21 protein-coding genes are annotated in these 25,312 nt (G+C 65.9%); 8 read left to right on the top strand and 13 right to left on the bottom strand.

Going from position 1 to position 25,312, the window contains the following annotated elements:
• Positions 1-28 precede the first annotated feature (28 nt).
• Positions 29-1,177: a molecular chaperone DnaJ gene (gene dnaJ / locus R2N03_RS01020; RefSeq protein ID WP_316654042.1), complete on the bottom strand. Its 1,149-nt coding sequence runs from the start codon at positions 1,175-1,177 to the stop codon at positions 29-31.
• 132 nt (positions 1,178-1,309) lie between these two features.
• The gene (gene dnaK / locus R2N03_RS01015) at positions 1,310-3,370 is read right to left on the bottom strand and encodes a molecular chaperone DnaK (RefSeq protein ID WP_316654039.1); all 2,061 of its coding nucleotides are present in this window, start codon (positions 3,368-3,370) and stop codon (positions 1,310-1,312) included.
• A gap of 158 nt (positions 3,371-3,528) precedes the next feature.
• Between dnaK and R2N03_RS01010 the strand changes: the two genes are divergently transcribed.
• On the top strand, positions 3,529-4,827 hold the full coding sequence (locus tag R2N03_RS01010) for a phospholipase A (RefSeq protein ID WP_316654037.1): 1,299 nt from the start codon (positions 3,529-3,531) through the stop codon (positions 4,825-4,827).
• Between the two features lie 77 nt (positions 4,828-4,904).
• Here the strand turns inward: R2N03_RS01010 and rnk are convergent, their stop codons facing one another.
• Positions 4,905-5,309 carry a nucleoside diphosphate kinase regulator gene (rnk, locus tag R2N03_RS01005; protein ID WP_316654035.1) on the bottom strand — a complete coding sequence of 135 codons (405 nt, stop codon included), beginning with the start codon at positions 5,307-5,309 and terminating at the stop codon, positions 4,905-4,907.
• A 439-nt stretch (positions 5,310-5,748) separates the two neighbouring features.
• Positions 5,749-6,381 (bottom strand): nucleotide exchange factor GrpE, encoded by a 633-nt coding sequence (grpE, locus tag R2N03_RS01000; protein WP_316654032.1) that lies wholly within the window; start codon positions 6,379-6,381, stop codon positions 5,749-5,751.
• Positions 6,382-6,656: 275 nt separating this feature from the next.
• Between grpE and R2N03_RS00995 the strand changes: the two genes are divergently transcribed.
• Positions 6,657-6,851 (top strand): hypothetical protein, encoded by a 195-nt coding sequence (locus R2N03_RS00995; protein WP_316654030.1) that lies wholly within the window; start codon positions 6,657-6,659, stop codon positions 6,849-6,851.
• A 24-nt stretch (positions 6,852-6,875) separates the two neighbouring features.
• On the opposite strand, the gene R2N03_RS00990 is transcribed toward R2N03_RS00995, so the two are convergent.
• The 6 genes from R2N03_RS00990 to hutU are packed head-to-tail and all read right to left on the bottom strand — an operon-like array spanning position 6,876 to position 13,949.
• A complete protein-coding gene (locus R2N03_RS00990) occupies positions 6,876-7,271 on the bottom strand; it encodes an RNA-binding S4 domain-containing protein (RefSeq protein ID WP_316654026.1) in 396 nt (131 codons plus the stop codon).
• Positions 7,268-8,383 (bottom strand): ferrochelatase, encoded by a 1,116-nt coding sequence (hemH, locus tag R2N03_RS00985; RefSeq protein ID WP_316654025.1) that lies wholly within the window; start codon positions 8,381-8,383, stop codon positions 7,268-7,270. The genes R2N03_RS00990 and hemH overlap by 4 nt, the downstream gene beginning before the upstream one ends.
• A gap of 56 nt (positions 8,384-8,439) precedes the next feature.
• Positions 8,440-9,675, bottom strand: coding sequence for an imidazolonepropionase (gene hutI / locus R2N03_RS00980; protein WP_316654023.1), 1,236 nt, complete (start codon positions 9,673-9,675; stop codon positions 8,440-8,442).
• Complete coding sequence (gene hutG, locus R2N03_RS00975) at positions 9,668-10,645, bottom strand: formimidoylglutamase (RefSeq protein WP_316654022.1); 978 nt, start codon at positions 10,643-10,645, stop codon at positions 9,668-9,670. Before hutG ends, hutI begins: the two co-directional genes overlap by 8 nt.
• Before the next feature lie 2 nt (positions 10,646-10,647).
• Positions 10,648-12,204, bottom strand: coding sequence for a histidine ammonia-lyase (gene hutH, locus R2N03_RS00970; RefSeq protein WP_316654020.1), 1,557 nt, complete (start codon positions 12,202-12,204; stop codon positions 10,648-10,650).
• A gap of 26 nt (positions 12,205-12,230) precedes the next feature.
• Positions 12,231-13,949, bottom strand: a complete 1,719-nt coding sequence (gene hutU / locus R2N03_RS00965; protein ID WP_316654018.1) for a urocanate hydratase — start codon at positions 13,947-13,949, stop codon at positions 12,231-12,233.
• A gap of 154 nt (positions 13,950-14,103) precedes the next feature.
• Here hutU and hutC point away from each other — a divergent pair, with 154 nt between their 5' ends.
• Both hutC and R2N03_RS00955 read left to right on the top strand, forming a co-directional pair.
• Positions 14,104-14,817, top strand: coding sequence for a histidine utilization transcriptional repressor HutC (hutC, locus tag R2N03_RS00960; RefSeq protein WP_316654017.1), 714 nt, complete (start codon positions 14,104-14,106; stop codon positions 14,815-14,817).
• 127 nt (positions 14,818-14,944) lie between these two features.
• The gene (locus R2N03_RS00955; RefSeq protein WP_316654015.1) at positions 14,945-15,292 is read left to right on the top strand and encodes a carboxymuconolactone decarboxylase family protein; all 348 of its coding nucleotides are present in this window, start codon (positions 14,945-14,947) and stop codon (positions 15,290-15,292) included.
• Positions 15,293-15,335: 43 nt separating this feature from the next.
• Here the strand turns inward: R2N03_RS00955 and hrcA are convergent, their stop codons facing one another.
• Positions 15,336-16,394, bottom strand: coding sequence for a heat-inducible transcriptional repressor HrcA (hrcA, locus tag R2N03_RS00950; RefSeq protein WP_316654012.1), 1,059 nt, complete (start codon positions 16,392-16,394; stop codon positions 15,336-15,338).
• Positions 16,395-16,504: 110 nt separating this feature from the next.
• Here hrcA and R2N03_RS00945 point away from each other — a divergent pair, with 110 nt between their 5' ends.
• The 4 genes from R2N03_RS00945 to mprA all read left to right on the top strand — a co-directional run bounded on the left by R2N03_RS00945 (position 16,505) and on the right by mprA (position 21,603).
• On the top strand, positions 16,505-17,449 hold the full coding sequence (locus R2N03_RS00945) for an NAD kinase (protein WP_316654011.1): 945 nt from the start codon (positions 16,505-16,507) through the stop codon (positions 17,447-17,449).
• 22 nt (positions 17,450-17,471) lie between these two features.
• Positions 17,472-19,178, top strand: a complete 1,707-nt coding sequence (gene recN, locus R2N03_RS00940) for a DNA repair protein RecN (protein WP_316654010.1) — start codon at positions 17,472-17,474, stop codon at positions 19,176-19,178.
• Between the two features lie 81 nt (positions 19,179-19,259).
• A complete protein-coding gene (locus tag R2N03_RS00935; protein WP_316654009.1) occupies positions 19,260-19,706 on the top strand; it encodes a hypothetical protein in 447 nt (148 codons plus the stop codon).
• A 268-nt stretch (positions 19,707-19,974) separates the two neighbouring features.
• Positions 19,975-21,603, top strand: coding sequence for an MprA protease, GlyGly-CTERM protein-sorting domain-containing form (gene mprA, locus R2N03_RS00930; RefSeq protein ID WP_316654004.1), 1,629 nt, complete (start codon positions 19,975-19,977; stop codon positions 21,601-21,603).
• Positions 21,604-21,786: 183 nt separating this feature from the next.
• Here the strand turns inward: mprA and rrtA are convergent, their stop codons facing one another.
• On the bottom strand, positions 21,787-22,407 hold the full coding sequence (rrtA, locus tag R2N03_RS00925; RefSeq protein WP_316654002.1) for a rhombosortase: 621 nt from the start codon (positions 22,405-22,407) through the stop codon (positions 21,787-21,789).
• A complete protein-coding gene (gene glnE, locus R2N03_RS00920) occupies positions 22,404-25,289 on the bottom strand; it encodes a bifunctional [glutamate--ammonia ligase]-adenylyl-L-tyrosine phosphorylase/[glutamate--ammonia-ligase] adenylyltransferase (protein ID WP_316654000.1) in 2,886 nt (961 codons plus the stop codon). Before glnE ends, rrtA begins: the two co-directional genes overlap by 4 nt.
• Between the last annotated feature and the right edge of the window lie 23 nt (positions 25,290-25,312).

Genomic DNA, 25,312 nt, shown 5'->3' with positions numbered 1-25,312 from the left:
CCCTCGCGTTACTTCGGCAATGCTGCGCTCAGGAAGAGAAGAAGTTCTTGACCTTGTCCAGCCACGACTGCTCCTGCGGGCTGTGCCGCGAGCCGCCTTCGTGCACGGACTTGTCGAACTGCTTGAGCAGGTCCTTCTGGTGCTCGGTCAGCTTGACCGGCGTCTCGATGTTGATGTGCACATAGAGATCGCCTGCATAGCCCGAGCGCACGCCCTTGATGCCCTTGCCGCGCAGGCGGAACGTCTTTCCAGCCTGCGTGCCTTCGGGCACCGTGAACGAAGCGCGACCACCCAGCGTCGGCACTTCGATGTCGCCGCCGATGGCTGCCGTCGCGAAGGAAATCGGCATCTGGCAGTGCAGATCGTCGCCATCGCGCTCGAACACCGGGTGCTGCTTGATGTGGATTTCCACATACAGATCACCCGGCGGGCCGCCGTTGATGCCCGGCTCGCCGTTGCCCGACGAACGGATGCGCATGCCTTCGTCGATGCCAGCCGGAATCTTCACTTCCAGCGTCTTCTGGCTCTTCAGCTTGCCCTGGCCGTGGCACTTGGTGCACGGCTTGGGGATGTACTTGCCGCTGCCGTGGCACTTCGGGCAGGTCTGCTGCATCGTGAAGAAGCCCTGCGACACGCGCACCTGACCAGCGCCGTGGCAGGTCGGGCACGTCTCCACGCTGGAGCCGGGCTCGGCGCCCTTGCCGTGACAGTGGTCGCACTCGTCCCAATGCGGCACGCGGATCTGCGTGTCGTAGCCATGCGCGGCCTGCTCCAGCGTGATCTCCATGCTGTAGCGCAGGTCCGCGCCGCGATACATCTGCGGGCCGCCGCCGCGGCGCCCGCCCTGGCCCTGGGCCTGGCCGAAGATGTCGCCAAAGATGTCGCCAAAGGCCTCGGCAAAGCCGCCGCCAAAGCCTGCACCGCCCGCGCCAAAGCCGCCCGCCATATTCGGGTCGACACCGGCGTGGCCGTACTGGTCGTACGCGGCCTTCTTCTCGGCATCGGAAAGCATCTCGTAGGCCTCTTTGGCCTCCTTGAACTTCTCTTCCGCTTCCTTGCTGTCCGGATTGCGGTCGGGGTGGTACTTCATCGCGAGCTTGCGATACGCCTTCTTGATCTCGTCGTCGCTCGCGTTCTTGCCCACCCCGAGCACTTCGTAGTAATCACGTTTTGCCATGGTGGCTAAAAAATCACCTGATTGCTGCTTGGTCGAATAGCAAAAAAGCCGAGCGTGGCATCGGGTGCGTCCCGCACAACCCGATGGCCACCGCCCGGCGTACCCTCACGTCCGCCTGGCGGACGATTCGGCTTACTTCTTGTCGTTCACTTCCTTGAACTCGGCATCGACGACGTTATCGTCGTGCGGCGCGCCTTGGCCTTGTCCTGCGGCCTGGGCGCCTGCTGCGGCTTGTTCGGCACCGCCGGCTTCGCCCTTGGCCTGCATGTCGGCGTAGACCTTCTCGCCCAGCTTCTGCGAGGCCGTTGCCAGCGCTTCCACCTTGGCGTCGATCGCGGCCTTGTCGGTCCCCTTCAGGGTCTCTTCAAGTTCCTTGATCGCGGCTTCGATCTTGTCCTTCTCGCCAGCTTCCAGCTTGTCGCCGTACTCGCCCAGTGCCTTCTTGGTCGAGTGCACCAGCGCCTCGCCCTGGTTACGGGAGTCGACCAGCTCGCGCAGCTTCTTGTCTTCCTCGGCGTTGGCCTCGGCATCCTTCACCATGCGCTGGATCTCATCTTCCGACAGGCCCGAATTCGCCTTGATGGTGATCTTGTTTTCCTTGCCAGTCGCCTTGTCCTTGGCGCCCACGTGCAGAATGCCGTTGGCGTCGATGTCGAACGACACTTCAATCTGCGGCGTGCCGCGCGGTGCCGGCGGAATGCCTTCCAGGTTGAATTCGCCCAGCATCTTGTTGCCGGAAGCCATCTCGCGCTCGCCCTGGTAGACCTTGATCGTCACGGCCGGCTGGTTGTCGTCGGCGGTCGAGAAGGTCTGCGAGAACTTGGTCGGGATGGTCGTGTTCTTGCCGATCATCTTGGTCATCACGCCACCCAGCGTTTCGATGCCCAGCGACAGCGGCGTCACGTCCAGCAGCAGCACGTCCTTGCGATCGCCGCCCAGCACCTGACCCTGAATGGCCGCGCCCACGGCAACCGCCTCGTCCGGGTTCACGTCCTTGCGCGGATCCTTGCCGAAGAACTCCTTCACCTTCTCCTGCACCTTCGGCATGCGCGTCATGCCGCCAACCAGGATCACGTCATGGATATCCGACACCTTCACGCCGGCGTCCTTGATGGCGGTACGGCACGGCTCGATGGTACGGGCAATCAGGTCTTCGACCAGCGCTTCCAGCTTGGCGCGCGTGATCTTGAGGTTCAAGTGCTTCGGACCGGACGCATCGGCCGTGATGTACGGCAAGTTGATTTCGGTCTGCTGCGAGCTCGACAGTTCGATCTTGGCCTTTTCAGCGGCTTCCTTCAGGCGTTGCAGCGCGAGCACGTCCTTGGAGAGATCAACGCCCTGCTCCTTCTTGAACTCGCCGATGATGTAATCGATGATGCGCTGGTCGAAGTCTTCGCCGCCCAGGAACGTATCGCCGTTGGTCGACAGCACTTCGAACTGCTTCTCGCCGTCCACGTCGGCAATCTCGATGATCGAGATGTCGAACGTACCGCCGCCGAGATCATACACGGCGATCTTGCGGTCGCCCTTCTCGTTCTTGTCCAGGCCAAATGCCAGCGCAGCCGCGGTCGGCTCGTTGATGATGCGCTTGACGTCCAGACCGGCGATGCGGCCGGCGTCCTTGGTGGCCTGGCGCTGCGAATCGTTGAAGTAGGCCGGCACCGTGATCACGGCTTCGGTCACTTCCTCGCCCAGGTAGTCCTCGGCGGTCTTCTTCATCTTGCGCAGGGTTTCAGCCGAAATTTGCGGCGGCGCCAGCTTCTGGCCGCGCACTTCCACCCAGGCGTCGCCATTGTCGGCCTTGGAAATGGCGTACGGCATCAGGCCGATGTCCTTCTGGACTTCCTTCTCGTCAAACTTGCGGCCGATCAGCCGCTTGACGGCATACAGCGTGTTCTTCGGGTTGGTCACCGCCTGGCGCTTGGCCGGGGCACCGACCAGGATCTCGCCGTCTTCCATGTAGGCGATGATCGACGGGGTCGTGCGTGCACCTTCGGCGTTTTCGATCACCTTGGGGGTGTTGCCCTCCATGATGGCCACGCAGCTATTGGTGGTACCCAGGTCGATACCAATGATTTTGCCCATGTTCTTGCTCCTCGAATCTGGTGTCGGGACTGCACTGAAATACAAACTTGGCTCGGATGTGGGAGTGCCGCCCGGCTTTTCAAGGCCGATTTTTGAAAAGTTGAGCATTTTGGCCGGTTTTTCACGGGAAAGCATTCGAAAACGTGTGCTCCCACGCTAAAGCGGGCGGTGATGCGAGCCAGGAACGGCAAACCGGGCGTAAAGCCGGGGATGGTACCCTTGCGCGCAGTTGCCACTTGCCGGGCCTTGCCTGCTGCCTCGCACCCATGCGTTTGCGCTCCTTCCGAATCGCCCCGTTCTGCGTCGCTTTGCTGGCCGCATGCGCCATTCCCGCCGCACAGGCCGCGGTCGCTGTCCTCCAGCCGTCGCGCCGCATCGATGCTACGCAGCCCTTCACGCTGACCCTCGTGATTTCAGGGGACGCAGCCCAGCGCAGCTACGCGGTGCCGGCCAGATTGCGCGTGATGGCAACCGCAGACCTGCAAGGTCCTGTTGAAGTGATTCTCGATCGACACAGTCCGGGGGCAGAGACACTGCATCTGCGTCCGGGGCAGGTGCGCACCGTCGCCTACAGCGGCACGCTGCCCGAGGTGCTGCGAGGCGCCGTCCGCCTGGAACTGCCAGACCTGGACGCCGCCCCCGTGCTGGTGACCCTGGTGCGCGGCGCTGATGCTCCCCAGATTGCCGCCGATGGAGCGCCCCCGGGGGCCGCCCGTAACGCCGCGGCAGATGGCGTACGCCCGGGCGGCGCGTTGGGCGCCAATGCCAGTGCGCAGCCCGCCGAAGCAAGCGTTGCACCCCGCACGCCGCAGGCAGTCGCCGGCGCTGGCGAGGCGCTTCGCCCCGCGGAGGAGACTGCGCGCCTGACGTTCCACGAACCGATGTTCGCGACGGTGGGCGCGCACGAAGGCGTGAACGTCAAGTTCCAGCTGAGCTTCAAGTTCCGCGTCTTCCAGCCCGAGAATCCGGCCTCCACAGGTGTGCTCGACAACCTGTACTTCGGCTACACACAGTTCTCTCTTTGGGATCTGGGCAAGGAGTCGGCACCATTCCGGGATACCAACTATCGGCCGAGCCTGTTCTATTACCGGCCCGACACCGGCGTCCGTGGGGGAGCGCTCTCGCGCCTGTCGTTCGCAGGTGGCATCGAACACGAGTCGAACGGTCGAGACGGCGACGCCTCGCGGGCCATCAACACCGTCTTCATCCGCCCGACCTTCCACTTTGGCGATCTGACCGACTACCACTGGAAATTCGAGCCCAAGCTGTACGCCTACCTCACTCGCAGCGGTAACACCGACATTGCGCACTACCGCGGCTTCGGAGATTTCCGCGTCTCATACGGCGCGCCCAACGGCTGGGAGCTGGCCACGACGCTGCGAAAAGGCACGCGCCGGGCATACGGCAGCATCGATGCGCAACTCTCCTACCCGATGAGCCGCATCTTCAGCGGCACGGCCGGTTACCTGTTCATCCAGTACTTCACCGGCTACGGCGAGAGCCTGCTCGATTACAACCACAAGCTCGGCTCGCAGTTGCGCATCGGCTACAGCCTGTCCCGCTAACACCCCGCTCACGATCTGGCCTGCCAGCCAAGCCCTCCCGCCACGGATCGTGACCGGATGCCGCGAACGCAGCCGCGTTACAGCGTGTGCTGTCCGCTCGCCTCAGGCTGAAAGGCGATGCGCTCGATGCGCAAGCTGTGCTTGTTGCCGTTGGGTGCGGTGTACCTGACCGATTTACCTTCACGCTGACCGAGCAGCGCGGCGCCCATCGGCGAGAGCACCGACAACTTGGCCAACGCCACGTTGGCCTCCTCCGGATAGACCAACGTCCACTCGTGCGCCGCGCCAGTGTCATCGGCCACGCGCACCACCGAGTTCATCGTCACCACATTGGCGGGAATCTTGTTGCCCGGCACCACATTGGCACGGGTGACAAGGTCGTCGACCAGTTCAGCCAGCGGTGAATGGCTTCCCGCGCGAGCGGCGGCGTTTTCCAGGCGGGTCAGGTCGAGTTCGGTCAGATAGATGACGGGTGCGGACATGGCGATCTCCGGCGAATGGGGTTGTCTTGAACGTGTCAGGGCCGCTACGGACGCGCTTGCGCAGCACGATAGCGGTGCACGACCAGCAGGCGCGAGCGCCGGCCGGCGGCGATACAGAACATCAGGGAAAGGTGGGGTGGCCCGGCGGCAACGTGCCGCAAGGGCACTAGGACAACCGCCGGGCGGCGGCAAGGGCCGCGGTCATCGCCTGAACGGCGCGCGGCAGATCACCTGCCGCACGCTTCAGGCGCGCGGCACGGGAAGACGAAGCAAGGAGAAGTACTGCAGCCAGCGGCATCGACGTCGTCACGGGCGCTGCGTCAGACCGGCAGCGCGTTGCGGAGATTTCCTACTGCGGCCGCCAATGCGGCCGTAACAGCCGGCACCGCGAGACAGGTCGCGCGCAGTGACGATGTGCAGGATCACGGGAGGTCGCAGCTTACTTCGGCGCGGCGACTGTCACCAGAGCCGGGCGCAGCACGCGGTCAGCCAGCGTGTAGCCGCGCTGGAGCACGGCCACCACGGTGTTGGCTTCCTGATCGGCCGGCACCATCGAGATGGCCTGATGGCGATGCGGGTCAAATTTCTCACCGACCGGGTTCAGCTCGGTCACCCGTCCCTTTTCGAACGCGGCATAGAGCTGCTTGAGCGTCAGTTCAACGCCCTCGCGCTGCTTGGCGACGTCGCCGGAAGTATCGGCCAGCGCCGCCTGCAGGCTATCCATGACGGGCAACAGATATTCGGCAAAGCCTTCGATGGCGAACTTGTGCGCCTTGGCGACGTCTTCCTGCGCGCGGCGACGGATGTTTTCGCCTTCGGCCGTTGCGCGCGCCCAGTTTTCATAGTTCTGGCGCGCCTTCTCTTCGGCGGCTTCCAGTTGACGTCGCAGTTCGGCGACATCCGCGTCAGCCATGGCCTCCGTCACAGCGGCTTCGTCGCCGGCGATGGCCTGGGCGTCTGCGCTGGCGCGCTGGGCTTGGCTCGAATAGGCGTTGGCGGCCTGGCCGCTGGTCTGGGTCGGCTGGGCGGCTTGCGCGTCGGGGTGCGAGGAGGTGTCCGAAGTGTGTTTCATAGCGCTAAATGAGGGAATCGACGCACCGGGCACTTGCACAACCTGTGCCCGCAGACGATCCGCTGGATGTTCACAAAACAAGTTGTGCCCGATATGGGGCTGTCGGTGCGCCTTTCAAGGGCACTGGAGGCGCAGCAACTGTGCACTGCGCATCACGAAATATGGGGTTACAAGTTTCATCAGACTGCAACGGCACCGCAATTGCGACGCCTTGATCGGCCGCCTATGATGCAAGAAAACATCGGGGGGCGCGAGCTTCTTTGAGGGTTCGTACCATGCATAACAAGCTGCCCGTTCTGACCGTGCTGCTGCTGTTGACCCTGACCGCAGCCACAACGTTCATCTGCTTGTCTGGTGCCGTCACGCCGCGTTACACGGAATACGGTAGCGGCAAGGCCTTCTTCAAGCACTACATCGGCGAACCTCCGCAGGCGCAGCGGCTTGCGCGCGGTCTGAACCTGTCAAGTTAGCACACACTCGCGCAGCATGGCTTTTTATTCGCCAAGCTTGTCGATGCGACGCCGATCACGCTTGGTGGGTCGGCCAGCGATTTGCGTGGCAGGTTCGCGATACAGCCGGCGTCGGTTTGCCGCCTCTTCGCGTTTCAAGCGACTCGCTTCCGTCTCTGCGTAGAGCGTTTGCGCTATCGCAGCGGGCCCGCGGACCTCGGCCAGCGCCAGCACCCGCAATTCCCATTGCTGTTCATGCGCATGCACACGCACGCGATCGCCAATCTTGACATCCTTGGCAGGCCGGACCGGCTGATCGTTGATCTGCACGTGACCGCGTTCAACTGCCTCCGTCGCCAGCGAACGCGTCTTGAAGAAACGCGCCGCCCAAAGCCATTTGTCGATGCGCACGCGGTCTGCCGCGTCGGCGCTCACCTTCATGCCGCGGCTCCCTTGCTTTGCGCGCGCGCGCGGCTCGCATCCAGCACGTGTGGATGCGTGAGCGTCAACGGCCAGCCCTGCAGATGGGAGAGCGCGATGTCGGCCATGCCGGCGATCCACGCTTCGTTATCGTTCAGGCACGGAATGTAGTGGAACGTCTTGCCGCCGGCGACACGGAAGGTGGACTGACCTTCCATTGCAATTTCCTCGAGCGTCTCAAGGCAATCGGCCGGGAAACCCGGGCAGAACACGTCGACACGATCGGTGCCGACGCGGCCCAGCTCTTCCAGTGTGGGCGCGGTGTACGGTTGCAGCCATTCGGCACGGCCGAAGCGAGACTGAAACGTGACCAAGTATTGACCGGGCTGCAAGCCAAGCGCCTCTCCGAGCAGACGACCGGTCTTCAGGCATTCGCAGTGGTAGGGGTCGCCCAGTTCCAGTGTGCGGCGCGGCACGCCGTGGAATGACAGCAGCAGCTTGTCGCCGCGCGCGAAGTCCGGCGCGCCATGTTGCGCCCAATACGCGCCCACCTGCTGATGCAACGCGTTGATATACGCGGGATCGTCATGAAAATGCTTGATCAGCCGCAGTTCCGGCTGGTTACGCATCTCGGCCAGCACGCGGAAGACCTCGTCGAACGCGGTGGCGGTGGTCGTGCCCGAATACTGCGGATACATCGGCAGGACGAGGATGCGTTCAACGCCCTGTTTGCGCAGCGCCTGCATCACCGACGGAATCGACGGATTGCCGTAGCGCATGGCGCAGGCCACCACCACGTCGTGACCCTGCGCGTTCAGCAGTTGCTGCAGCGCATGCGCCTGGCGCTCGCTGTACACCAGCAGGGGCGAGCCCGTCATGTTGGCCTCGCGAAGCCAGATGCTCTCGTACTTGTGCGCCGACGCGCGCGAGCGCAGCGGAATGATCAACAGGTTGAGGATGAACCACCAGACCGCGGGTGGAATTTCCACTACGCGCCGATCCGACAGGAACTGACGAAGATAGCGGCCGACCTCGCGCGGCGAAGTGCCATCTGGCGTGCCGAGGTTGACCAGCAGGATCGCCGTGCGATCAGGCTGGCCATGCTGGAACTGGGGTTCAGGCAAGAAGGGCATGGGGCGGAGCTTCGCGATAGACGGGCCGATTATACGAGCCAGCCCGTTTTGTCTGCTTACGCCGCCACGACCCCCTCCTTGACCACGGTAACGCAAGGGTTGAGGCCCATGGCGTATGCCAGATCGGCGGGGCGGTCGATCCGCCAGAGTGCGAAATCGGCGGCGCAGCCCGGGGCGAGCACACCGCACGTGCCAGACAGGCCGAGCGCTGCGGCAGCATGACGCGTGGCGCCAGTCAGCGCTTCCAGCGGCGTCAGGCGGAACAGCGTGCACGCCATGTTCATCGCCAGCAGCAGCGACGACAACGGCGACGTGCCGGGGTTGCAGTCGGTCGACACGGCCATCGGCACACCGGCGGCGCGCAGCGCGGCCATCGGCGGCAGGCGCGTTTCACGCAGGCAGTAGAACGCGCCGGGCAGCAGTACAGCCACTGTGCCGGCTTGCGCCATCGCGGCCACGCCCGCATCGGTCAGGCATTCGAGGTGATCCGCCGAAAGACCGCCGTAGCGAGCCACCAGCGCCGCGCCGCCCTGGTCGGAGAGTTGCTCGGCGTGCAGCTTGACGGGTAAGCCGTGGCGCTGCGCCGCGTCGAACATGCGCGCCGTCTGTGCGGGCGTGAAGCCGATGGTTTCGCAGAAGGCGTCAACAGCATCGACCAGACCTTCCGCGGCAAGCGCGGGCAGCACCTCGGCGCAGAGGTGATCGATGTAGTCATCCGCACGGCCGGCGAATTCGGGCGGCACGGCATGCGCGCCGAGGAACGTTGTCCGCACGCTCACCGGCAATGACTGGCCGAAGCGGCGGGCAACACGCAGCATGCGGCGCTCCGTTTCCAGGTTCAGGCCGTAGCCGGACTTGATTTCAACGGTGGTGACACCTTCGGCGCGCAGTGCATTGAGGCGAGGCAGGCTGGCTTCGGCCAACGCGTCTTCGCTGGCCGCCCGCGTGGCACGGACGGTGGACAGGATGCCGCCGCCCGACCGCGCGATCTCTTCGTACGGCACGCCATTCAGGCGCGCTTCGAATTCATTGCTGCGGTTGCCGGCGTAGACGAGGTGCGTGTGGCAATCGATCAGGCCGGGCGTGAGCCACGCGCCGCCGCCATCGTGCTCGCGTGTGGCGCGGGCGTTGACGGGCAGATCGGCGCGGTAGCCGAGCCACGCAATGCGGCCGTCCTTGACGGCGATGGCGCCGTCGCGGATCTCGCCGTAGCCGTCAGCGTCGGCGGCGAGCGTGGCGAGGTGGACGTTGGTCCAGAGCGCATCCCAATGCGGGGTGGCTTGATCAGCCATGTGCGGCTCCCTGCAGGCCAATGCCGTCTGCCACGCGTGCCACGAGGCGGGCAGCGACACGCGCCGTGTGGTTGTCGATGTCGAGCGACGGGTTCAGCTCCGCCACATCCGCCAGCCGCAGCTTGCCCGAGCTGACCACGCGATCGACGATGGGCTCGATCACGTCCATCCCAACGCCGCGTGCCGACGGTGCGCTCACGCCGGGGGCAACAGCGGCCGGCAGCACGTCGAGGCACATCGTCAGATAGACGTGGTCGACCTGGCTCAGGAACACCTCGACCACCTTCAGCACGTGCGCGAGCTGCATGACGTCCATCTCGTCGTCGTGCATCCAGCGCACGCCGAGCTGGCGCGCACGCGCGAACAGCGCTTCGGTGTTGGCGTAGGTGCTCACGCCCAGGCAGGCGTAATGGAACGGCCAGCCGCGCCGGGCACAGTCTTCGGCGATCTGGCGGAACGGCGTGCCCGAGCTGCCACGCTCACCCGCACGCAGATCGAAATGCGCATCGAGGTTGAGAATGCCGATACGCGGCGGTTGATCGGATTTCGCGGCCAGGTGCCGCGCCAAGCCGCCAAACGACGCCCACGCGATCTCATGCCCGCCGCCGAGCGCGATCGGAAACGCGCCGCGATCGAGCAGATCGTGGAGCACACCGGCCAATTCGCTCTGCGCGTCTTCCAGCGCATCGCCCTGGCAAGTCACGTCGCCCGCGTCGACGACCACACGGCCGGCACGCGCGGGCAAGTTCGCCAGCATCTTGCGGATGGCGGCGGGGCCCGCCTGTGCGCCGGTTCGCCCGTGGTTGCGTGCGACGCCCGCATCGCAGGCAAAACCCGCCAGGGCGACGGTGTTGGCCAGCGGCATCGATGCATCGATGCGGCGCACCGTCTGGTGCCAACGCAAGCCCAGCGGGCCTTCCTCCGCATCGACGCGGCCTTGCCAGACGTTCGGTTCGGCTTGGGCGAGCATGGTCAGACGAGTGCGAGTTCGCCGACGTGCGCGCGGCACGAATCGCCCAGATCGCCGTCGAGCACGAGGCGGCGGGCGCCTTCGATGTCGGGGGCGAACAGGCGATCTTCACCGTAGTACGCCACACGCGCGCGGATGCAGCCATGCGCCTTCTGCAGCGTGTCGGACGTCGCCAACGGCTTGTGGAAATCGATGCCCTGCGCTGCCGCCAGCGCTTCGATGCCGACGATGGTGGCGGTGTTCTCGGCCATGTCCTGCAGACGGCGGCCGGCGAAGGTGGCCATGCTGACGTGGTCTTCCTGGTTGGCGGAAGTCGGCAGGCTGTCCACGCTGGCCGGGTGGGCAAACGTCTTGTTTTCCGAGGCCAGTGCCGCGGCGGTGACGTGCGCAATCATGAAGCCCGAGTTCAGGCCCGGCTGCTCCACCAGGAACGGCGGCAGGCCCGACAGCGTGGAGTCGATCAGCAGCGCGATGCGGCGCTCCGACAACGCACCGATCTCGGCAATCGCCAGCGCAAGCATGTCGGCAGCAAACGCCACCGGCTCGGCGTGGAAGTTGCCGCCCGAAATCACTTCACCGGCATCGGCGTAGACCAGCGGGTTGTCGGTCACTGCATTGGCTTCGGTGAGCAGCGTGGCGCCGGCCTGACGGATCAGGTCGAAACACGCGCCCATGACTTGCGGCTGGCAGCGCAGGCTGTACGGGTCTTGCACGCGCTTGTCGCCCACGAGGTGCGACTGGCGGATGGCGCTGCCGGCCAGCAGGTTGCGGTACACCGCGGCGGTGGCGATCTGCCCCGCCTGACCACGCACGGTGTGCACGCGCGGGTCGAACGGCGCATCGCTGCCCTTGGCGGCATCCACCGACAATGCCCCCGACACGGTGGCGGCTTGAAGCAGACGCTCGGCCAGGAACAGGCCGTTGAGCGCCAGCGCGGTCGACACCTGCGTGCCGTTGATGAGCGCCAGGCCTTCCTTGGCGGCCAGTGCGATCGGCTTGATGCCGGCGGCGGCCAACGCGGCACGCGCCGGCGTGCGCACGCCGTTCACACGTACGTCGCCCTCACCCAGCAGGGCAAGCGTCATGTGCGCCAGCGGTGCCAGATCGCCCGACGCGCCCACCGAACCCTTGGACGGAATGCACGGCACGATGCCGGCGTTCAGCAGTGCCAGCAGCGTATCGATCACGACACGGCGCACGCCCGAATAGCCGCGCGCCAGGCTGGCGGCCTTCATCAGCAGCACCAGTCGCGCCACGTTGTCGCTCAGGTCTTCACCGGTGCCGACGGCGTGCGAGAGGATCAGGTTGCGCTGCAGGCGCTCCAGTTCGTGCGTGGCGATCTGCGTTTTGGCCAGCAGGCCGAATCCGGTGTTGATGCCATAGGCCGGTGCGCCCTTGGCGACGATGGCCTGTACCGTGGCGGCCGACGCTTCAATGGCGGCCGCGCAGTCGCCAGACAGCGCGATGGGCGTCGGGGCCAGCCACACGCGGCGCAGGTCGGCAAAGGACATCTCGCCGGGTTGCAATGTCAGGATGGGGGGCGTGGTCATGGTGTTCATAGCAATACGAGCAGGATGTCTCTAACTTAGCCGATCATCGGCAGGTTCAAACCGTTGCGCTTGGCGCAGGCAATGGCGGTTTCGTAGCCGGCATCGGCATGGCGCATGACGCCGGAGCCGGAATCGTTGACGAGCACACGGCCCAGGCGCTTGGCCGCAGCGTCGGTGCCGTCGGCGACGATCACCACGCCCGAGTGCTGCGAATAGCCCATGCCGACACCGCCGCCGTGGTGCAGCGACACCCACGTCGCACCGCCGGCCGTGTTGAGCAGCGCGTTGAGCAGCGGCCAGTCCGACACGGCGTCGGTGCCATCGCGCATGGCTTCGGTTTCGCGGTTGGGGCTCGCCACCGAGCCCGTGTCCAGGTGATCGCGGCCGATCACGATGGGCGCCTTCAACTCGCCGTTCTTGACCATCTCATTGAAGGCCAGGCCGGCCAGGTGACGCTCGCCCAGGCCCAGCCAGCAGATGCGGGCGGGCAGCCCCTGGAAGGCGATGCGGTCCCGCGCCATGTCGAGCCAGCGATGCACATGCGTGTTGTGCGGGAAGAGTTCCTTGATCTTGGCGTCGGTCTTGTAGATGTCTTCCGGATCGCCCGACAGCGCCACCCAGCGGAACGGGCCCTTGCCCTCGCAGAACAGCGGACGGATGTAGGCCGGCACGAAGCCCGGGAAGTCGAAGGCGTTTTTCACGCCCTGGTCGAACGCGACTTGCCGGATGTTGTTGCCGTAGTCGACGGTCGGGATGCCCATGGCCTGGAAATCCAGCATGGCCTGCACGTGCACGGCGCAGGACTTGGCGGCCTCGTCGGTCAGGCGGGCGTGCTGCGACGGATCGCGTTGCGCAGCACGCCATTGCTCGACCGTCCAGCCAACCGGCAGATAGCCGTTGACCAGATCATGCGCCGAGGTCTGGTCGGTCACCAGATCCGGCTTCAGACCGCCGGCGCGGGCACGCTTGACCAGCTCCGGCAGGATTTCCGCCGCATTGCCGAGCAGGCCGATGGACACGGCCTCGCCGCGCTCGCAGTGGTGGCGAATCAGGTTGAATGCGTCGTCGACGTCCTTGGCCTGCTTGTCGAGGTAGCGCGTACGCAGGCGGAAATCGATGCTCGATTGCTGGCATTCGATGTTCAGCGACACGGCACCGGCCAGTGTTGCGGCCAGCGGCTGCGCGCCGCCCATGCCGCCCAGGCCCGCAGTCAGGATCCACTTGCCGGCCAACTTACCGTCGTAGTGCTGGCGGCCCGCCTCGGCAAACGTCTCGTACGTGCCTTGCACGATGCCCTGGCTGCCGATGTAGATCCAGCTGCCGGCCGTCATCTGGCCGTACATGAACAGGCCCTTGCGATCCAGTTCGTTGAAGTGTTCCCAGTTCGCCCACTTGGGCACGAGGTTGGAGTTGGCGATCAGCACGCGCGGTGCATCCGGGTGGGTCTTGAACACGCCCACCGGCTTGCCCGATTGCACGAGCAGCGATTCGTCGTCGTTCAGCTCGCGCAGCGTCTCCAGGATCTTGTCGAAGCAGGCCCAGTCGCGCGCGGCGCGGCCGATGCCGCCATACACGACGAGGTGCTTGGGGTTCTCGGCCACGTCCGGGTCGAGGTTGTTCTGCAGCATCCGGTAAGCCGCTTCGGTCAGCCAGCTCTTGCAATGCAGCTCGGTGCCGCGAGGGGCGCGGATTTCACGCGAGGCGTCGTAGCGCGGATCGTTGGTCAGGTGGGCAGCGTTGGTCGGGGCGTTCATGTGAGGTCTCCTGCGAACTCCTTTGTCATGGAGCGCATCTTATGTTGTATATACAACTTAGGCAAGAAAACTTTACAAGCTAAGAGCAAACCCTGATGATGACCACCATCCGCACATCACATCGGCCGCCCAAACCGCACCGCAAGCCACGTCCATGTCACACGACCCGTCCGCCAGCACGCCCGCCTTCCAGCGCATCAAGGAAGACATCCTCATGCGCATCCGCAGCGGCGAGTGGCAGGAAGGCGAGATGATCCCGGGGGAGACCACGCTCGCGCAGACGTTTGGCGTGTCGCGCATGACGGTCAATCGCGCGCTGCGCGAGCTGACCGCCGAGCAGATCCTCACGCGTGTGCAGGGGTTGGGGACGTTCGTCGCACAGCAGAAGTACCAGGCGACGCTGGTGGCGATCCGCAACATCGCCGAGGAAATTGCCGCACGCGGCCACCGGCACCGTGCCGAGCTGCACAAGCTGGAGCGCGCCCGCGCCAACGAAGCGATGGCCGCGTCCTTCGGCGTACCGGTGGGGCGCGCCCTGTTCCATTCGCTGATCGTGCACTTCGAGAATGACCTGCCGATCCAGGTGGAAGACCGCTGGGTGAATGCCGGGCTGGCCCCTGACTATATGCAACAGGATTTCACACAGACCACGCCCAACGCCTACCTCATGCGTGCCGCCCCGTTGCAGGGCGTGGATTACGGCATCGAGGCGCGCCTGCCGCCGCGCGAGATCGCCGAAATGCTGCAGATGGATGTGCGTGAGCCGTGTCTGATGCTGCGGCGCAAGACGCTATCCCAGGGCCAGGTCGCCTCCGTGGCAACCATGTGGCACCCGGGCGGGCGGTACCAGTTCACCGGGAGTTTCTAGGCGAGTCGTTGCGTTACGTCATGACCGCGTCGTACGGCGGCGGCGAGAATGCTGGGGGGGCTGCGTCCCGCCGCCCGGTGTGGACGCGCCGCGCCCCACGCTCAATACCGACCAAGGAGATCCCGTCATGAGTGGCGTGCCCGAATTCAAACCCCTGATCAAGGACGTGTCTGCACAGATGCGCAATCTGCGCGAAACGCAGCCAGAATTGATGACGGCCTTCAGTCAACTGGCTGCGGCAGGCACAAAGGATGGTGCGCTGAGCAAGAAGACGCGAGAACTGGTGGCGCTCGGCATCGCCATTGCGAGCCGCTGCGACGACTGCATCGGCTTTCATGTCCAGGCGCTCGTCAAGCTGGGCACGACCCGCGCGGAGCTGGAAGAAGTCCTGGGGACAGCGGTCTATATGGGAGGCGGCCCTTCGATGATGTACGCCACGCACGCCCTCGCCGCGTTCGAACAGTTCTCATCCTGAGCGGATCGCCGACGCACCAAACGCCGGCGTCAGCACCCAGCGCTCAATACTGGCTGAGCGTACTCGACAGCAGCTTGGCGGTGATGTCCACGATCGGGATCACGCGCTCGTAGGCCATGCGCATCGGTCCGATCACGCCGAGGGTGCCGACGATCTTGCCATCGACCTCGTACGGTGCGGTGATGACCGCCATGTCCTCGTGCGGGACGAGGCTGCTCTCGCCGCCGATGAAGATCTGGACGCCCTCTGCCCGGCTTGACACGTCGAGGAGTTGCAGCAGCCCGGTCTTCTGCTCGAACACCGCAAACAGGCGACGCAGCTTGTCCATCGACGATGACAGGTCCTCGACATCCAGCAGCTTGCGTTCGCCGGAGATGACCACGGGCTCTTCGTCAGACACGGCGCTACTGCCCGCCTCCACGGCCGCCTGCATCAGCGAAGTCATGTCAGCCTGCAGCACAGACAACTCGCCGCGCAGCCGTTCGCGCACGGTGTCAAAGGTCATGCCGCCGTAGTGCGCGTTGATGTAGTTGGCCGCCTCCACCAGTTGCGAAGGGGTGTACGGCGTATCGGTGTGGATGATGCGATTCTGTACATCGCCCTCTGGCGTGACGACGATGAGCAGGATGCGGGATTCGGACAGGCGAAGGAATTCGATCTGCCGGAAGGCGTGCGTGCGGCGCGGCGTCATGACGATGCCGGCAAATTGCGACAGATTGGACAGCGTCTGCGCGGCCGCCGCGATCACCCGCTGCGACGATTCCGCCCCATGCGACGCCAGTTGGGTGCGTACCTGTTCGGCGATCGCCCCGGCCATCTGCTGCACCATGCGGTCTTGCGAGCTGAGCACATCCAGCGGACTGGCCGTCAGCATGGTGTCGACGAAGAGACGGTAGCCGCGCGGCGTCGGCACGCGTCCGGCGGAGGTGTGCGGGCTCGCGATGAAGCCCATTTCCTCCAGGTCGGCCATCACATTGCGGATGGTCGCCGGCGACAGATCGAGCCCTGAGTACTTGGACAAGGTCCGCGAGCCGACGGGCTGCCCCTCGGCTATGTACCGTTCGATCAGGGTCTTGAGGAGGATGGTGGCGCGCTTGTCCATGATTTTTCAATTTTACGCAAATTCGACGCCAATCTGCGCGTGACGCAGGCGTTTCTCGCCAAACAGGTTCAAACGTGGCGAGGGTCATATTGATATGGTGTAATGCGCGCATGTCGATTCCCCCGTCTACCGTGGCCCCGCAAGCTCCCGCCGCCTCGCCTTCGCCTGCCTCGCCGTTCAAGACTGTCGCGCTGGTCGGCCGGTATTCGGCCGCCAACATCGCCGGCCCGCTCATGGAGTTGGCTTCGTGCATAGCCGGTCGCGGGCATGACATCGTGTTCGAGCGTGAAACGGCGCTCAATATCGGTGTCCAGGATTACCCTGCCCTGCCGCCCGAAGAGATGGCACGCCATGCCGACGTGGCCGTGGTGCTCGGCGGCGACGGCACACTGCTCGGCATTGGACGACACCTGGCCGGCGCCAGCGTGCCCGTGATCGGCGTGAACCACGGTCGGCTGGGTTTCATGACCGACATCCCGTTCGAAGACGTGCACACCGTGCTGCCCGACATGCTGTCCGGCCGCTACGAGGCCGAGATGCGCGCGCTCCTGCAGGCGCAGGTCGTGCGCGACGACGAAGTCATCTTCTCGGCCCTGGCCTTCAACGATGTGGTCGTCAACCGCTCGGGCTTCTCAGGCATGGTGGAACTGGCCGTCTCGGTCGACGGTTTCTTCATGTACAACCAGCGTTCGGACGGCCTGATCGTCTCCACACCAACGGGCTCGACCGCCTACGCGCTCTCCGCCGGCGGGCCGATCCTGCATCCGGCGCTGTCGGGCCTGGTGCTGGTGCCGATTGCACCGCACTCGCTGTCGAACCGGCCGATCGTCATTCCACACGACGCGGAGGTTGTCATCCAGGTGACCAGCGGTCGTGATGCCAGCGTCAACTTCGACATGCAATCGCTGACCTCGCTGCTGCCGGGTGACCGCATCGTGGTGCGCCGCTCCGAGCGCACCGTGCAACTACTGCATCCGGTTGGCTACAACTACTACGCCACGCTGCGCAAGAAGCTGCACTGGCACGAGTACCCGACCGAAGACAACCGGCTGTAAACCCAACCCCCATCGACGCACCATGCTGCGCAGCCTTACCATCCGCGACTTTGTCATCGTCCATGCGCTGGACCTCGACCTGTCCGACGGCTTCACTGTATTCACGGGCGAGACCGGCGCCGGCAAATCGATCCTGATCGACGCCCTGGCGCTGACGCTCGGCGAGCGCGCCGATGCCGCCGTCGTACGCGAGGGGGCCCCGCGCGCCGACATCACCGCTGAATTCGACGTGCATCCGCATGTGGCCGCGTGGCTGCAAGCGCATGAATTGCACGACGACGAAGGCGTCATCCTCCTGCGCCGCACGGTCGATGCCGCGGGCCGCAGCAAGGCGTTCATCAACGGTGCGGCCGTCACGATGGCGCAGTTGCGCGAAATCGGCGAGCAGCTCGTCGACATCCACGGCCAGCACGCGCATCAACAGCTACTCAAGACCGACGCCCAGCGCAGCCTGCTCGACGCCCACGCCGGTCTGGAAGGCGACGTGCGCGTGGTGGGCGAGCATTACCGCGCGTGGCAAGCTGTCGTGCGGCTGCGCGAGGCCGCCGAGCAGCAATCGCGCGAGGCCCAGCTTGAGCGCGAACGCATCGAATGGCAGGTCAATGAACTGCTCAAGCTCGCCCCGCAGCCTGGCGAGTGGGAAGACGTGCAGGCGGAGCACCATCGCCTGTCGCACGCCGCCAGCCTGATCGAGGGCACGCGCGCCGCGCTTGACGGCCTGTCGGAATCGGAGGGTGCCGTGCTGACGCAACTCGGCGCGACACTGCATACGCTGCGCGAGCTTGCCGAGTTCGACCCGGCGCTGGCCGACGTGCTGGCCGCGCTGGAACCTGCCGAGGTGCAGATTCAGGAGGCCGTGCACACCCTCGCCCGGTATGCCGACCGCGCAGAACTCGACCCGGACCGTCTGGCCGAAGTCGATGCGCGCATGCAGGCGCTGCACACGATGGCGCGCAAATACCGCGTCGCGCCCGAGACGCTGCCCGCTGAACTCGCCGAGCGCCAGTCGCAACTGGCAGCGCTGCAGGCCGCGTCCGACCTTGACGCACTGCAGGCGCAGGAGGCGCACACGCATGCCGCGTATGTCGACGTCGCCAAGGCGCTGTCGCGCGCGCGGGCCAAAGCCGCACGCGAACTCGCCGAGGCCGTGACCGACGCGATGCAGGGCCTGTCGATGGCGGGCGGCCGCTTTGATATCGCCCTGCATGCGCTCGAGCAAGGGAGCGCGGCCGGGCTTGAGCAAGTCGAGTTTCTTGTCGCGGGGCACGCGGGTGTGTCGCCACGGCCGTTGGCGAAGGTCGCGTCGGGGGGCGAACTGGCGCGGATCAGCCTGGCGATTTCCGTTATCGCCAGCGAAGCGAGCCCGACGCCCACGCTGATCTTCGACGAAGTGGATTCCGGCATCGGCGGGGCGGTCGCGGAGGTCGTAGGCCGGCGCCTGCGCGAGCTGGGCACGCGCCGCCAGGTCCTGTGCGTGACCCACCTGCCGCAAGTGGCCGCGCTGGCGAATCACCATATCCAGGTTGCCAAGCAGACTGTTGCAGGCAGCACCCGCTCCGACCTCGTGGTGCTGGACGCCGGCGGCCGCGTGGACGAGATTGCCCGCATGCTGGGCGGCGCGTCGCTGACCGACACCACGCGCAGGCATGCGGACGAGATGCTCACTGCGGGCCGCGCCCATCCGGCGCCGGCACCGGCCGCGCGGAAATCCCGGCGTGCGGCGCAGTGATTGCCCATTCCGATCCCGGCGCCTGCCTCGCGCCAGCGCGATCTTGCGCAGGCGCGCTTACCCGAATCCAAGGAGAACGTCATGACCCGTCCGGATGCCCGAACCCTCACCCGGCTGTCGCTTGCCAAGCCCGCGCTGACCGCGACGCTGAGCCTGTGCCTGCTGGCCGCGTGCAAGTCGGTGCCCGCGATTGATCCTGGCAAGCCGCCCGCCATGGACCCGGCATCTGCCAACGCCCAGCCGCCGGCGGCCGTGTCCGCAGCGCACGCATTGGGTGACATCATCGTCGGCCTGAGCTCGCCGACGACTTCATCCACCACCGTGCAGGGTGTGCTGGATGCGGCGGGCGCGCGCGCAACGCCGCGCTTGGCGTTTGCCGTCGTCCGGCCGATGTCCGGCGGCTTCTGGGTGGTGCGCGCGAGTTCGGGCGATCCGTCGGCAACGCTGGAGGGGGCGGTCTCGGCCCTGCGCTCCACGCCGGGCATCGCCTCGGCCGATCCCGACCGCGTGATGAAGATCCAGCGCTAGGCGCGCTGCCTTACCTGTCCACCCCGCCGCACACGGGGCGCCTCCCCACATGGCGGCTACGTGGGGGATTTCATGCGCCCGGCGCCCTTGCATCGGTATCGACACGCTTTTTGGGTGCGCGGATCGGGTTTTCCCTGCATGCTCAAACGCATTTCTGCCACATCAAAGGGACAAGTCGCGTGCTACCTTTGATTTCGTGTCACGTCATGTCAACGATCACATCCTGACGACGTTTCTCATCTCAGTAAGTTGCCATGGAGCGCCGCTGATGCCCCCCTCCTTCGTTCGTTTGAAATCCTGGCTGCGTACGGGGACCAACATAGCCTTGGCCACCTGGTTGATTGGCGGCCTCCCTGCCAACGCTGCCACACCGCAGCCGCAATACACGGGCGACCTGATCATCAAATGGCGCGACGACACCAGCGGGACGCGCAAGCCGCTGTCGGCCACGGAAGCAGGCAACCGGCTGCTGTCAGTGGCGCAGGCAGCCGGCAGCACCCTGCAGGTCAAGCGCACGCTGGCCACCGATGCACAGCTCATGCGCACCGGCCTGACCGACCCCGCCAGCATCGAAGCTGCCGTCGCCAAGATCGCGCAGGATGCCCGTGTGGCCTATGTGGTGCCCGATCGCGTACTGCACCCCAGTGCCATTCCCAACGATCAATTCTTCGCAATTCAGAACAACCTGGCCTTGCCGACGGTCGTACCCGGTGGCATCAACATGCAGCCAGCATGGGACATTACAAAAGGCTCGCCGAACTTGGTGGTTGCGGTCGTGGACACCGGCTATACCGACCACCCCGATCTGTCGAGCAAGATCCTGCCCGGGTACAACTTCATTTCCGACCCGATCCGGGCCGGGAACACGTATGGCCGAGGACCCGACGCCCACGACATGGGTGACGGCGTGACCTCCGCCACGGAGTATCCGTCCCTCTCCTGCTCCACCACCGAGACATATCCGCAATACAGCAGTTGGCACGGCACCGAGGTGTCGAGCGTATTGGCGGCCGCAACCAACAATGGGACCGACATTGCCGGCGTTGGCTGGAACACCAATATCGTGCCGGTGCGCGTGTCGGGCAGGTGTGGCGCGCTGCTGTCGGACACCGTGGATGGCATGCTGTGGGCCGGCGGCCTTCCCGTATCGGGCGCGCCCGCCAATGCCAACCCGGCGCGCGTGGTCAACGTGAGTCTGGGCAGCACGGGTTCGTGTTCGGCCGCTGAGCAGGATGCGGTGAACAGGCTTGCCGCGCTCGGCACGGTCGTCGTCGCTGCGGCGGGCAACGAGGCAGCGCAGAGCGTCGATGCGCCGGCCAACTGCGCCGGGGCCATTGCCGTCACTGCGCACGTGGACAGCGGCGAGAACGCCAGTTACGCCAATGTGGGCCCGCAGGTCGCGATCAGCGCGCCGGGCGGCGGCTGCCCGAACTCGCAACCATCATGCGCAACGCCGTCCACGATTATCGTTGACTCCAATGATGGCCAGTATTCGCCGGGCACTGCGGTTGTCAAACCGAATGCGACTGCCCCTGGCGCGGTCGCAGGCACCAGCTTCTCCACCCCCGAAGTGGCCGGCACGATCGCACTCATGCTGAGCGTACAGCCGCAGCTGTCCAACGCTCAGATCCTGGCGGGCCTGCAACAGACGGCGCGCCCGCACCCGAGCGGCACGTATTGCGCCGTCAACACCGGCGTGTGCGGCGCGGGGCTGCTGGATACCGCCGGCGCCGTCGGTTATGCCCAGCGCACCGCACCTGCTGGCATCGGCAATGGCTCGTCCGGTTCGGGCAGCTCGGGCGGTGGCGGTGGCGGCGGCGCCATTCCGCTCGCTGGCGCGGCTGTGCTGCTGGCGCTGGGACTGGCATGCCGGCGCAAGCGCGTGTCGATGCACTGAGTCGCTCGCTGCGGATCCAACACCGCCTCCACTCGGAGGCGGTTTTTTTTGGGCACCCGCATTGGCGCCGCGCGCGGTGGCGAGGCACGCATTCAGCGGCGATGGCCCAGGTGGGTGGCACACACAGGGTCACCCATCCGGCGGAGGCACGCGTGTACCAACCGCTGCACCGCCGACCGGCCGTCAGGGCTGCTTTCTCAATCCGCCCTGGGCGCGCCACTCGCCCAGCACCCAGATCAGCAATCCGCTCGCTGCGCCGAAGGCGTGTGCGATCCGGACCACGCCAAACCCCCAGCGCGGGTCGTACGCAACGGGTGAGAGCCAGGATTGCTCGAACCACACCTTCACGAGCACACCCACACAGAGCAGCACGCCGATCCAGCGCGAGAAACGATCGTCCTCCGCCTCCACGGACGGGCGCAGCATTCGCAGCCCACCCCACGCGGCCAGCCCGTGCAGCGCGCCGGAGAGCCCGCCGTACCACTGCACCGCGGGCTGACTGAGCAAGGCAATCTGTACCAGTACGCCGCACGCCACCAGCGCACCGACGATGACCTGCGGCCGCAACACGCGCGCCACCAGCAGGATGAGCCCCGCTGCCGCCATCACGTCCGCCAACCAGTGCCACGCATCCAGATGCACCCACATGGCCGTGACAAGACGCCACCACTGTCCAGCGTGCACGGCATCGCGCCGGTACAACCCGACCGCATGAAGCCACGGCACGAACGAGAACGCCGCAGACAGCGTGGCGACGCCAGCACACGCGCCCCAGGTTTGTACCGCACGTCGATGCGCACTCATGCTGCAGGTGGGGCCGACGGCACCGGTGGCACGCCGAACACCTCCGCCCACAATGCACGCACCTGGGCGGTCTCGTGCGCACAGGTACCGGCCGCGACCCGCGCGGCGGATTGCCCGTCGAGCCGCAGCTTGTGCTGCCGGGCCCGGAAATCGCGGTAAGCGTCGGCGACTTGCGCGGCGCGCGTGGCATCGATCAGGCCAAGCTCGCCCGCCATGTGCAGCAGCGCAATGTTGCCCTTGTTGCCGGTGAGCCGGGCATGCACCTCGCTGTGCAGCAGCACCAGGAACTGCACGGTGAATTCGATATCCACCATGCCCCCGCGGTCGTGCTTCAGATCGAAGAACTGCGTGGGATTGAGGTGACCTTCGAGCACGCGTTCGCGCATCGCGACGATCTCGTCGCGCAGCGGACCGGCTTCGCGATGCTGGCGCAGCACGGCGGTGCGCAGCGCCTCGAAGCGCGCGCCGATCTCCGCATCGCCGGCACAGAAGCGGGCGCGCGTGAGCGCCTGGTGCTCCCATACCCAGGCCGCGTTGTCGCCCTCGCGCATCTGGTAGCGGCGGAAGGCCTCGAAGTGGGTGACCATCAGACCCGCCGCGCCGTTCGGACGCAGGCGTGTATCCACGTCGAACAGCGTGCCCGCGGCGGTATGACTGGTCAGCCAGGTGATGAGCTTGCGCGCGAAGGACGCGTACACGTCGGGAGCGCGCTCGTCGTCATCGTCATAGAGGAAGATGATGTCGAGATCCGACGCATAGCCGAGTTCCTTGCCGCCCAGGCGCCCATAGGCGACCACGGCAAAGCGCGGCACCTCGCGGTGGCGCGTGCTCACCTGCTGCCACACGGTTTCCAGCGTCAGGTCGAGCATGGCGTCGGCCAGGTCGGACAGGCGGTCGCTGATGTGCTCGACGCTCAGCAACCCCTGCAAATCCTGCAGCAGCACGCGGAAGGTCTCCGCATGATGCTCCTGGCGCAGGATGTCCATCTGCATCTCGACGTGGTCTTCTGCGGCGCGCAGACGGTCGCGCACGCGCTCGCGGAAGGCCGGCCAGTCGGGCTGAGCCGACAGCGCCTCCACGTCCAGCAGCTCGTCCAGCAGTTGCGGGTGGCGCGTCAGGTAATCGGCCGCCCAGCGCGACGCGTGCAGCGTGTGGGCGACGCGCGCCATCGCCTGCGGGTATTCGCTCAGCAGCGACAGGTACGACGCGCGCCGGCTGATCGCATCGAAGAAGTCGAGAAAGCGCGCGATGGTGACATCCGCGTCGGTCTGCCGCGCGGCGTGATCGAGCGCGCGGTTGATGAGCAAGTCGAAGCGCTGGCGGCTCACCTCCGACAGCGCCCGGTAGCGCGGCGAATTGCGCGTGGCCCGCAGGCGCTCGAGCACACTGTCGGGATCGGCATAGCCAAGCTCGGCAAGCTGCCCGCGGGCAGTCTCGGTGTACTCGTCGTCGAGCAGATCCGCATGCCAGATCGACGCGCACGGCGGCTGGCTGTCCTGCTTGTCCGCAAAGGTCTGCTCGAACTGCTGCGCCACCTCGTCCTGATAGGCCTCAAGCTGCGCGACGAGCCCCGCGTAATCGGCAAAGCCCATCATGCGGGCCACGCGCAGCTGGTCTTCCGCAGAGCCGGGCAGGTTGTGCGTCTGCGCATCTTCGATGTACTGCAGGCGGTGTTCGAGCTGGCGCAGGAAGCGGTACGCCTCGGTCAGGCGCGCCACCACGTCGGCGTCGATCAGGCCACGCTCCGCAGCCGCGCGGAGCACTTCCAGCGTGGGCCGCACGCGCAGCGCAAAATCCTGCCCGCCACGAATCAGCTGGAACACCTGCGCGACGAATTCGATCTCGCGGATGCCGCCTCGCCCGAGCTTGATGTTGGGCGCGCGCGCAGACGCTCGCGCCGAGTCGGCACCGGCCTGCCCGTCATGTTGCCGATTGGCGCCGTGGCTTCGCTTGGCCGCTTCGCCGCGGATCTGCGCGTGCAATGCGCGGATCGCCGCGATCACGCCGTAATCGAGATAGCGCCGGAACACGAACGGCGTGGTGACGCGCTCCAGTTGCTGAATCACGCGCGCCGCGTGGGCACTGGTCGGGTCGGTGATGACGCGGCCCTTGATCCAGGCATAGCGCTCCCATTCGCGGCCCTGCACGACGAAGTACTCCTCGAGCATGCCCAGGCTGCAGACGAGCGGGCCCGCGTCGCCATTCGGGCGCAGGCGCATATCGACGCGGAAGACATACCCGTCTTCCGTCACGTCGGCCAGCACATTGATCAGGCGCCTGCCCAGCTTGGTGAAATACTCATGGTTGGACAGCGGACGCGGGCCGCCACGCGTGTCACCCTCCTCGTCGTAGAGGAAGATCAGGTCAATGTCGGACGAAACGTTCAGCTCGCGTCCGCCGAGCTTGCCCATGCCCACCACCATCAGCTCCTGCACCTCGTCCGAGGCGTGCCCGATGGGCTGGCCATGCAGGGCCTCCAGGTCCCGGCCGATCACGGAAATGGCCGCGCGCACGGCAAATTCCGCCAGGTCGGTCATGGTGCCCGTCACTTCATCGAGCGTGGCCGCGCCAGACAGGTCGCGCTCGACCAGCCCGGCGAACACTTCATTGCGCAGCAGCCGCAAGGCACGCTTGAGCGCAGGCTCCAGTTCGACAGCGTGGGTGTCGAACAGCTCGGCAAAGCGCGCGGAGAGCCACGCCGCGTCGATGGGCGCAGCGGCGGCGGCCTGCGCACGCTCGGCCCAGCCTTCGCGTGCATGCGCGAGGCGGTGAACGTAGCGTGAATAAGCCAACCCAAACGGCAGCGCGACAGCGGGCGCCTCGGGCGCACACGCGGGTGTCTTCAGGAATGGCTGGGCAGACGGCAAGGCGGGATCAGTCATGCGAACCAACAGGTCAACAACGG

This window comes from Ralstonia condita (genome assembly GCF_958405655.1).
GTDB classification, from domain to species: Bacteria; Pseudomonadota; Gammaproteobacteria; order Burkholderiales; family Burkholderiaceae; genus Ralstonia; species Ralstonia condita.
The sequence above is the reverse complement of the archived record's forward strand: the minus strand, read 5'-3'. Positions and strand labels throughout refer to the sequence as shown.

Bases quoted from the DNA above. Each gene is read 5' to 3' on its own strand.
- dnaJ (WP_316654042.1), bottom strand. From the start codon at position 1,177: ATGGCAAAACGTGATTACTACGAAGTGCTCGGGGTGGGCAAGAACGCG.
- dnaK (WP_316654039.1), bottom strand. From the start codon at position 3,370: ATGCTCAACTTTTCAAAAATCGGCCTTGAAAAGCCGGGCGGCACTCCC.
- R2N03_RS01010 (WP_316654037.1), top strand. From the start codon at position 3,529: ATGCGTTTGCGCTCCTTCCGAATCGCCCCGTTCTGCGTCGCTTTGCTG.
- rnk (WP_316654035.1), bottom strand. From the start codon at position 5,309: ATGTCCGCACCCGTCATCTATCTGACCGAACTCGACCTGACCCGCCTG.
- grpE (WP_316654032.1), bottom strand. From the start codon at position 6,381: ATGAAACACACTTCGGACACCTCCTCGCACCCCGACGCGCAAGCCGCC.
- R2N03_RS00995 (WP_316654030.1), top strand. From the start codon at position 6,657: ATGCATAACAAGCTGCCCGTTCTGACCGTGCTGCTGCTGTTGACCCTG.
- R2N03_RS00990 (WP_316654026.1), bottom strand. From the start codon at position 7,271: ATGAAGGTGAGCGCCGACGCGGCAGACCGCGTGCGCATCGACAAATGG.
- hemH (WP_316654025.1), bottom strand. From the start codon at position 8,383: ATGCCCTTCTTGCCTGAACCCCAGTTCCAGCATGGCCAGCCTGATCGC.
- hutI (WP_316654023.1), bottom strand. From the start codon at position 9,675: ATGGCTGATCAAGCCACCCCGCATTGGGATGCGCTCTGGACCAACGTC.
- hutG (WP_316654022.1), bottom strand. From the start codon at position 10,645: ATGCTCGCCCAAGCCGAACCGAACGTCTGGCAAGGCCGCGTCGATGCG.
- hutH (WP_316654020.1), bottom strand. From the start codon at position 12,204: ATGAACACCATGACCACGCCCCCCATCCTGACATTGCAACCCGGCGAG.
- hutU (WP_316654018.1), bottom strand. From the start codon at position 13,949: ATGAACGCCCCGACCAACGCTGCCCACCTGACCAACGATCCGCGCTAC.
- hutC (WP_316654017.1), top strand. From the start codon at position 14,104: ATGTCACACGACCCGTCCGCCAGCACGCCCGCCTTCCAGCGCATCAAG.
- R2N03_RS00955 (WP_316654015.1), top strand. From the start codon at position 14,945: ATGAGTGGCGTGCCCGAATTCAAACCCCTGATCAAGGACGTGTCTGCA.
- hrcA (WP_316654012.1), bottom strand. From the start codon at position 16,394: ATGGACAAGCGCGCCACCATCCTCCTCAAGACCCTGATCGAACGGTAC.
- R2N03_RS00945 (WP_316654011.1), top strand. From the start codon at position 16,505: ATGTCGATTCCCCCGTCTACCGTGGCCCCGCAAGCTCCCGCCGCCTCG.
- recN (WP_316654010.1), top strand. From the start codon at position 17,472: ATGCTGCGCAGCCTTACCATCCGCGACTTTGTCATCGTCCATGCGCTG.
- R2N03_RS00935 (WP_316654009.1), top strand. From the start codon at position 19,260: ATGACCCGTCCGGATGCCCGAACCCTCACCCGGCTGTCGCTTGCCAAG.
- mprA (WP_316654004.1), top strand. From the start codon at position 19,975: ATGCCCCCCTCCTTCGTTCGTTTGAAATCCTGGCTGCGTACGGGGACC.
- rrtA (WP_316654002.1), bottom strand. From the start codon at position 22,407: ATGAGTGCGCATCGACGTGCGGTACAAACCTGGGGCGCGTGTGCTGGC.
- glnE (WP_316654000.1), bottom strand. From the start codon at position 25,289: ATGACTGATCCCGCCTTGCCGTCTGCCCAGCCATTCCTGAAGACACCC.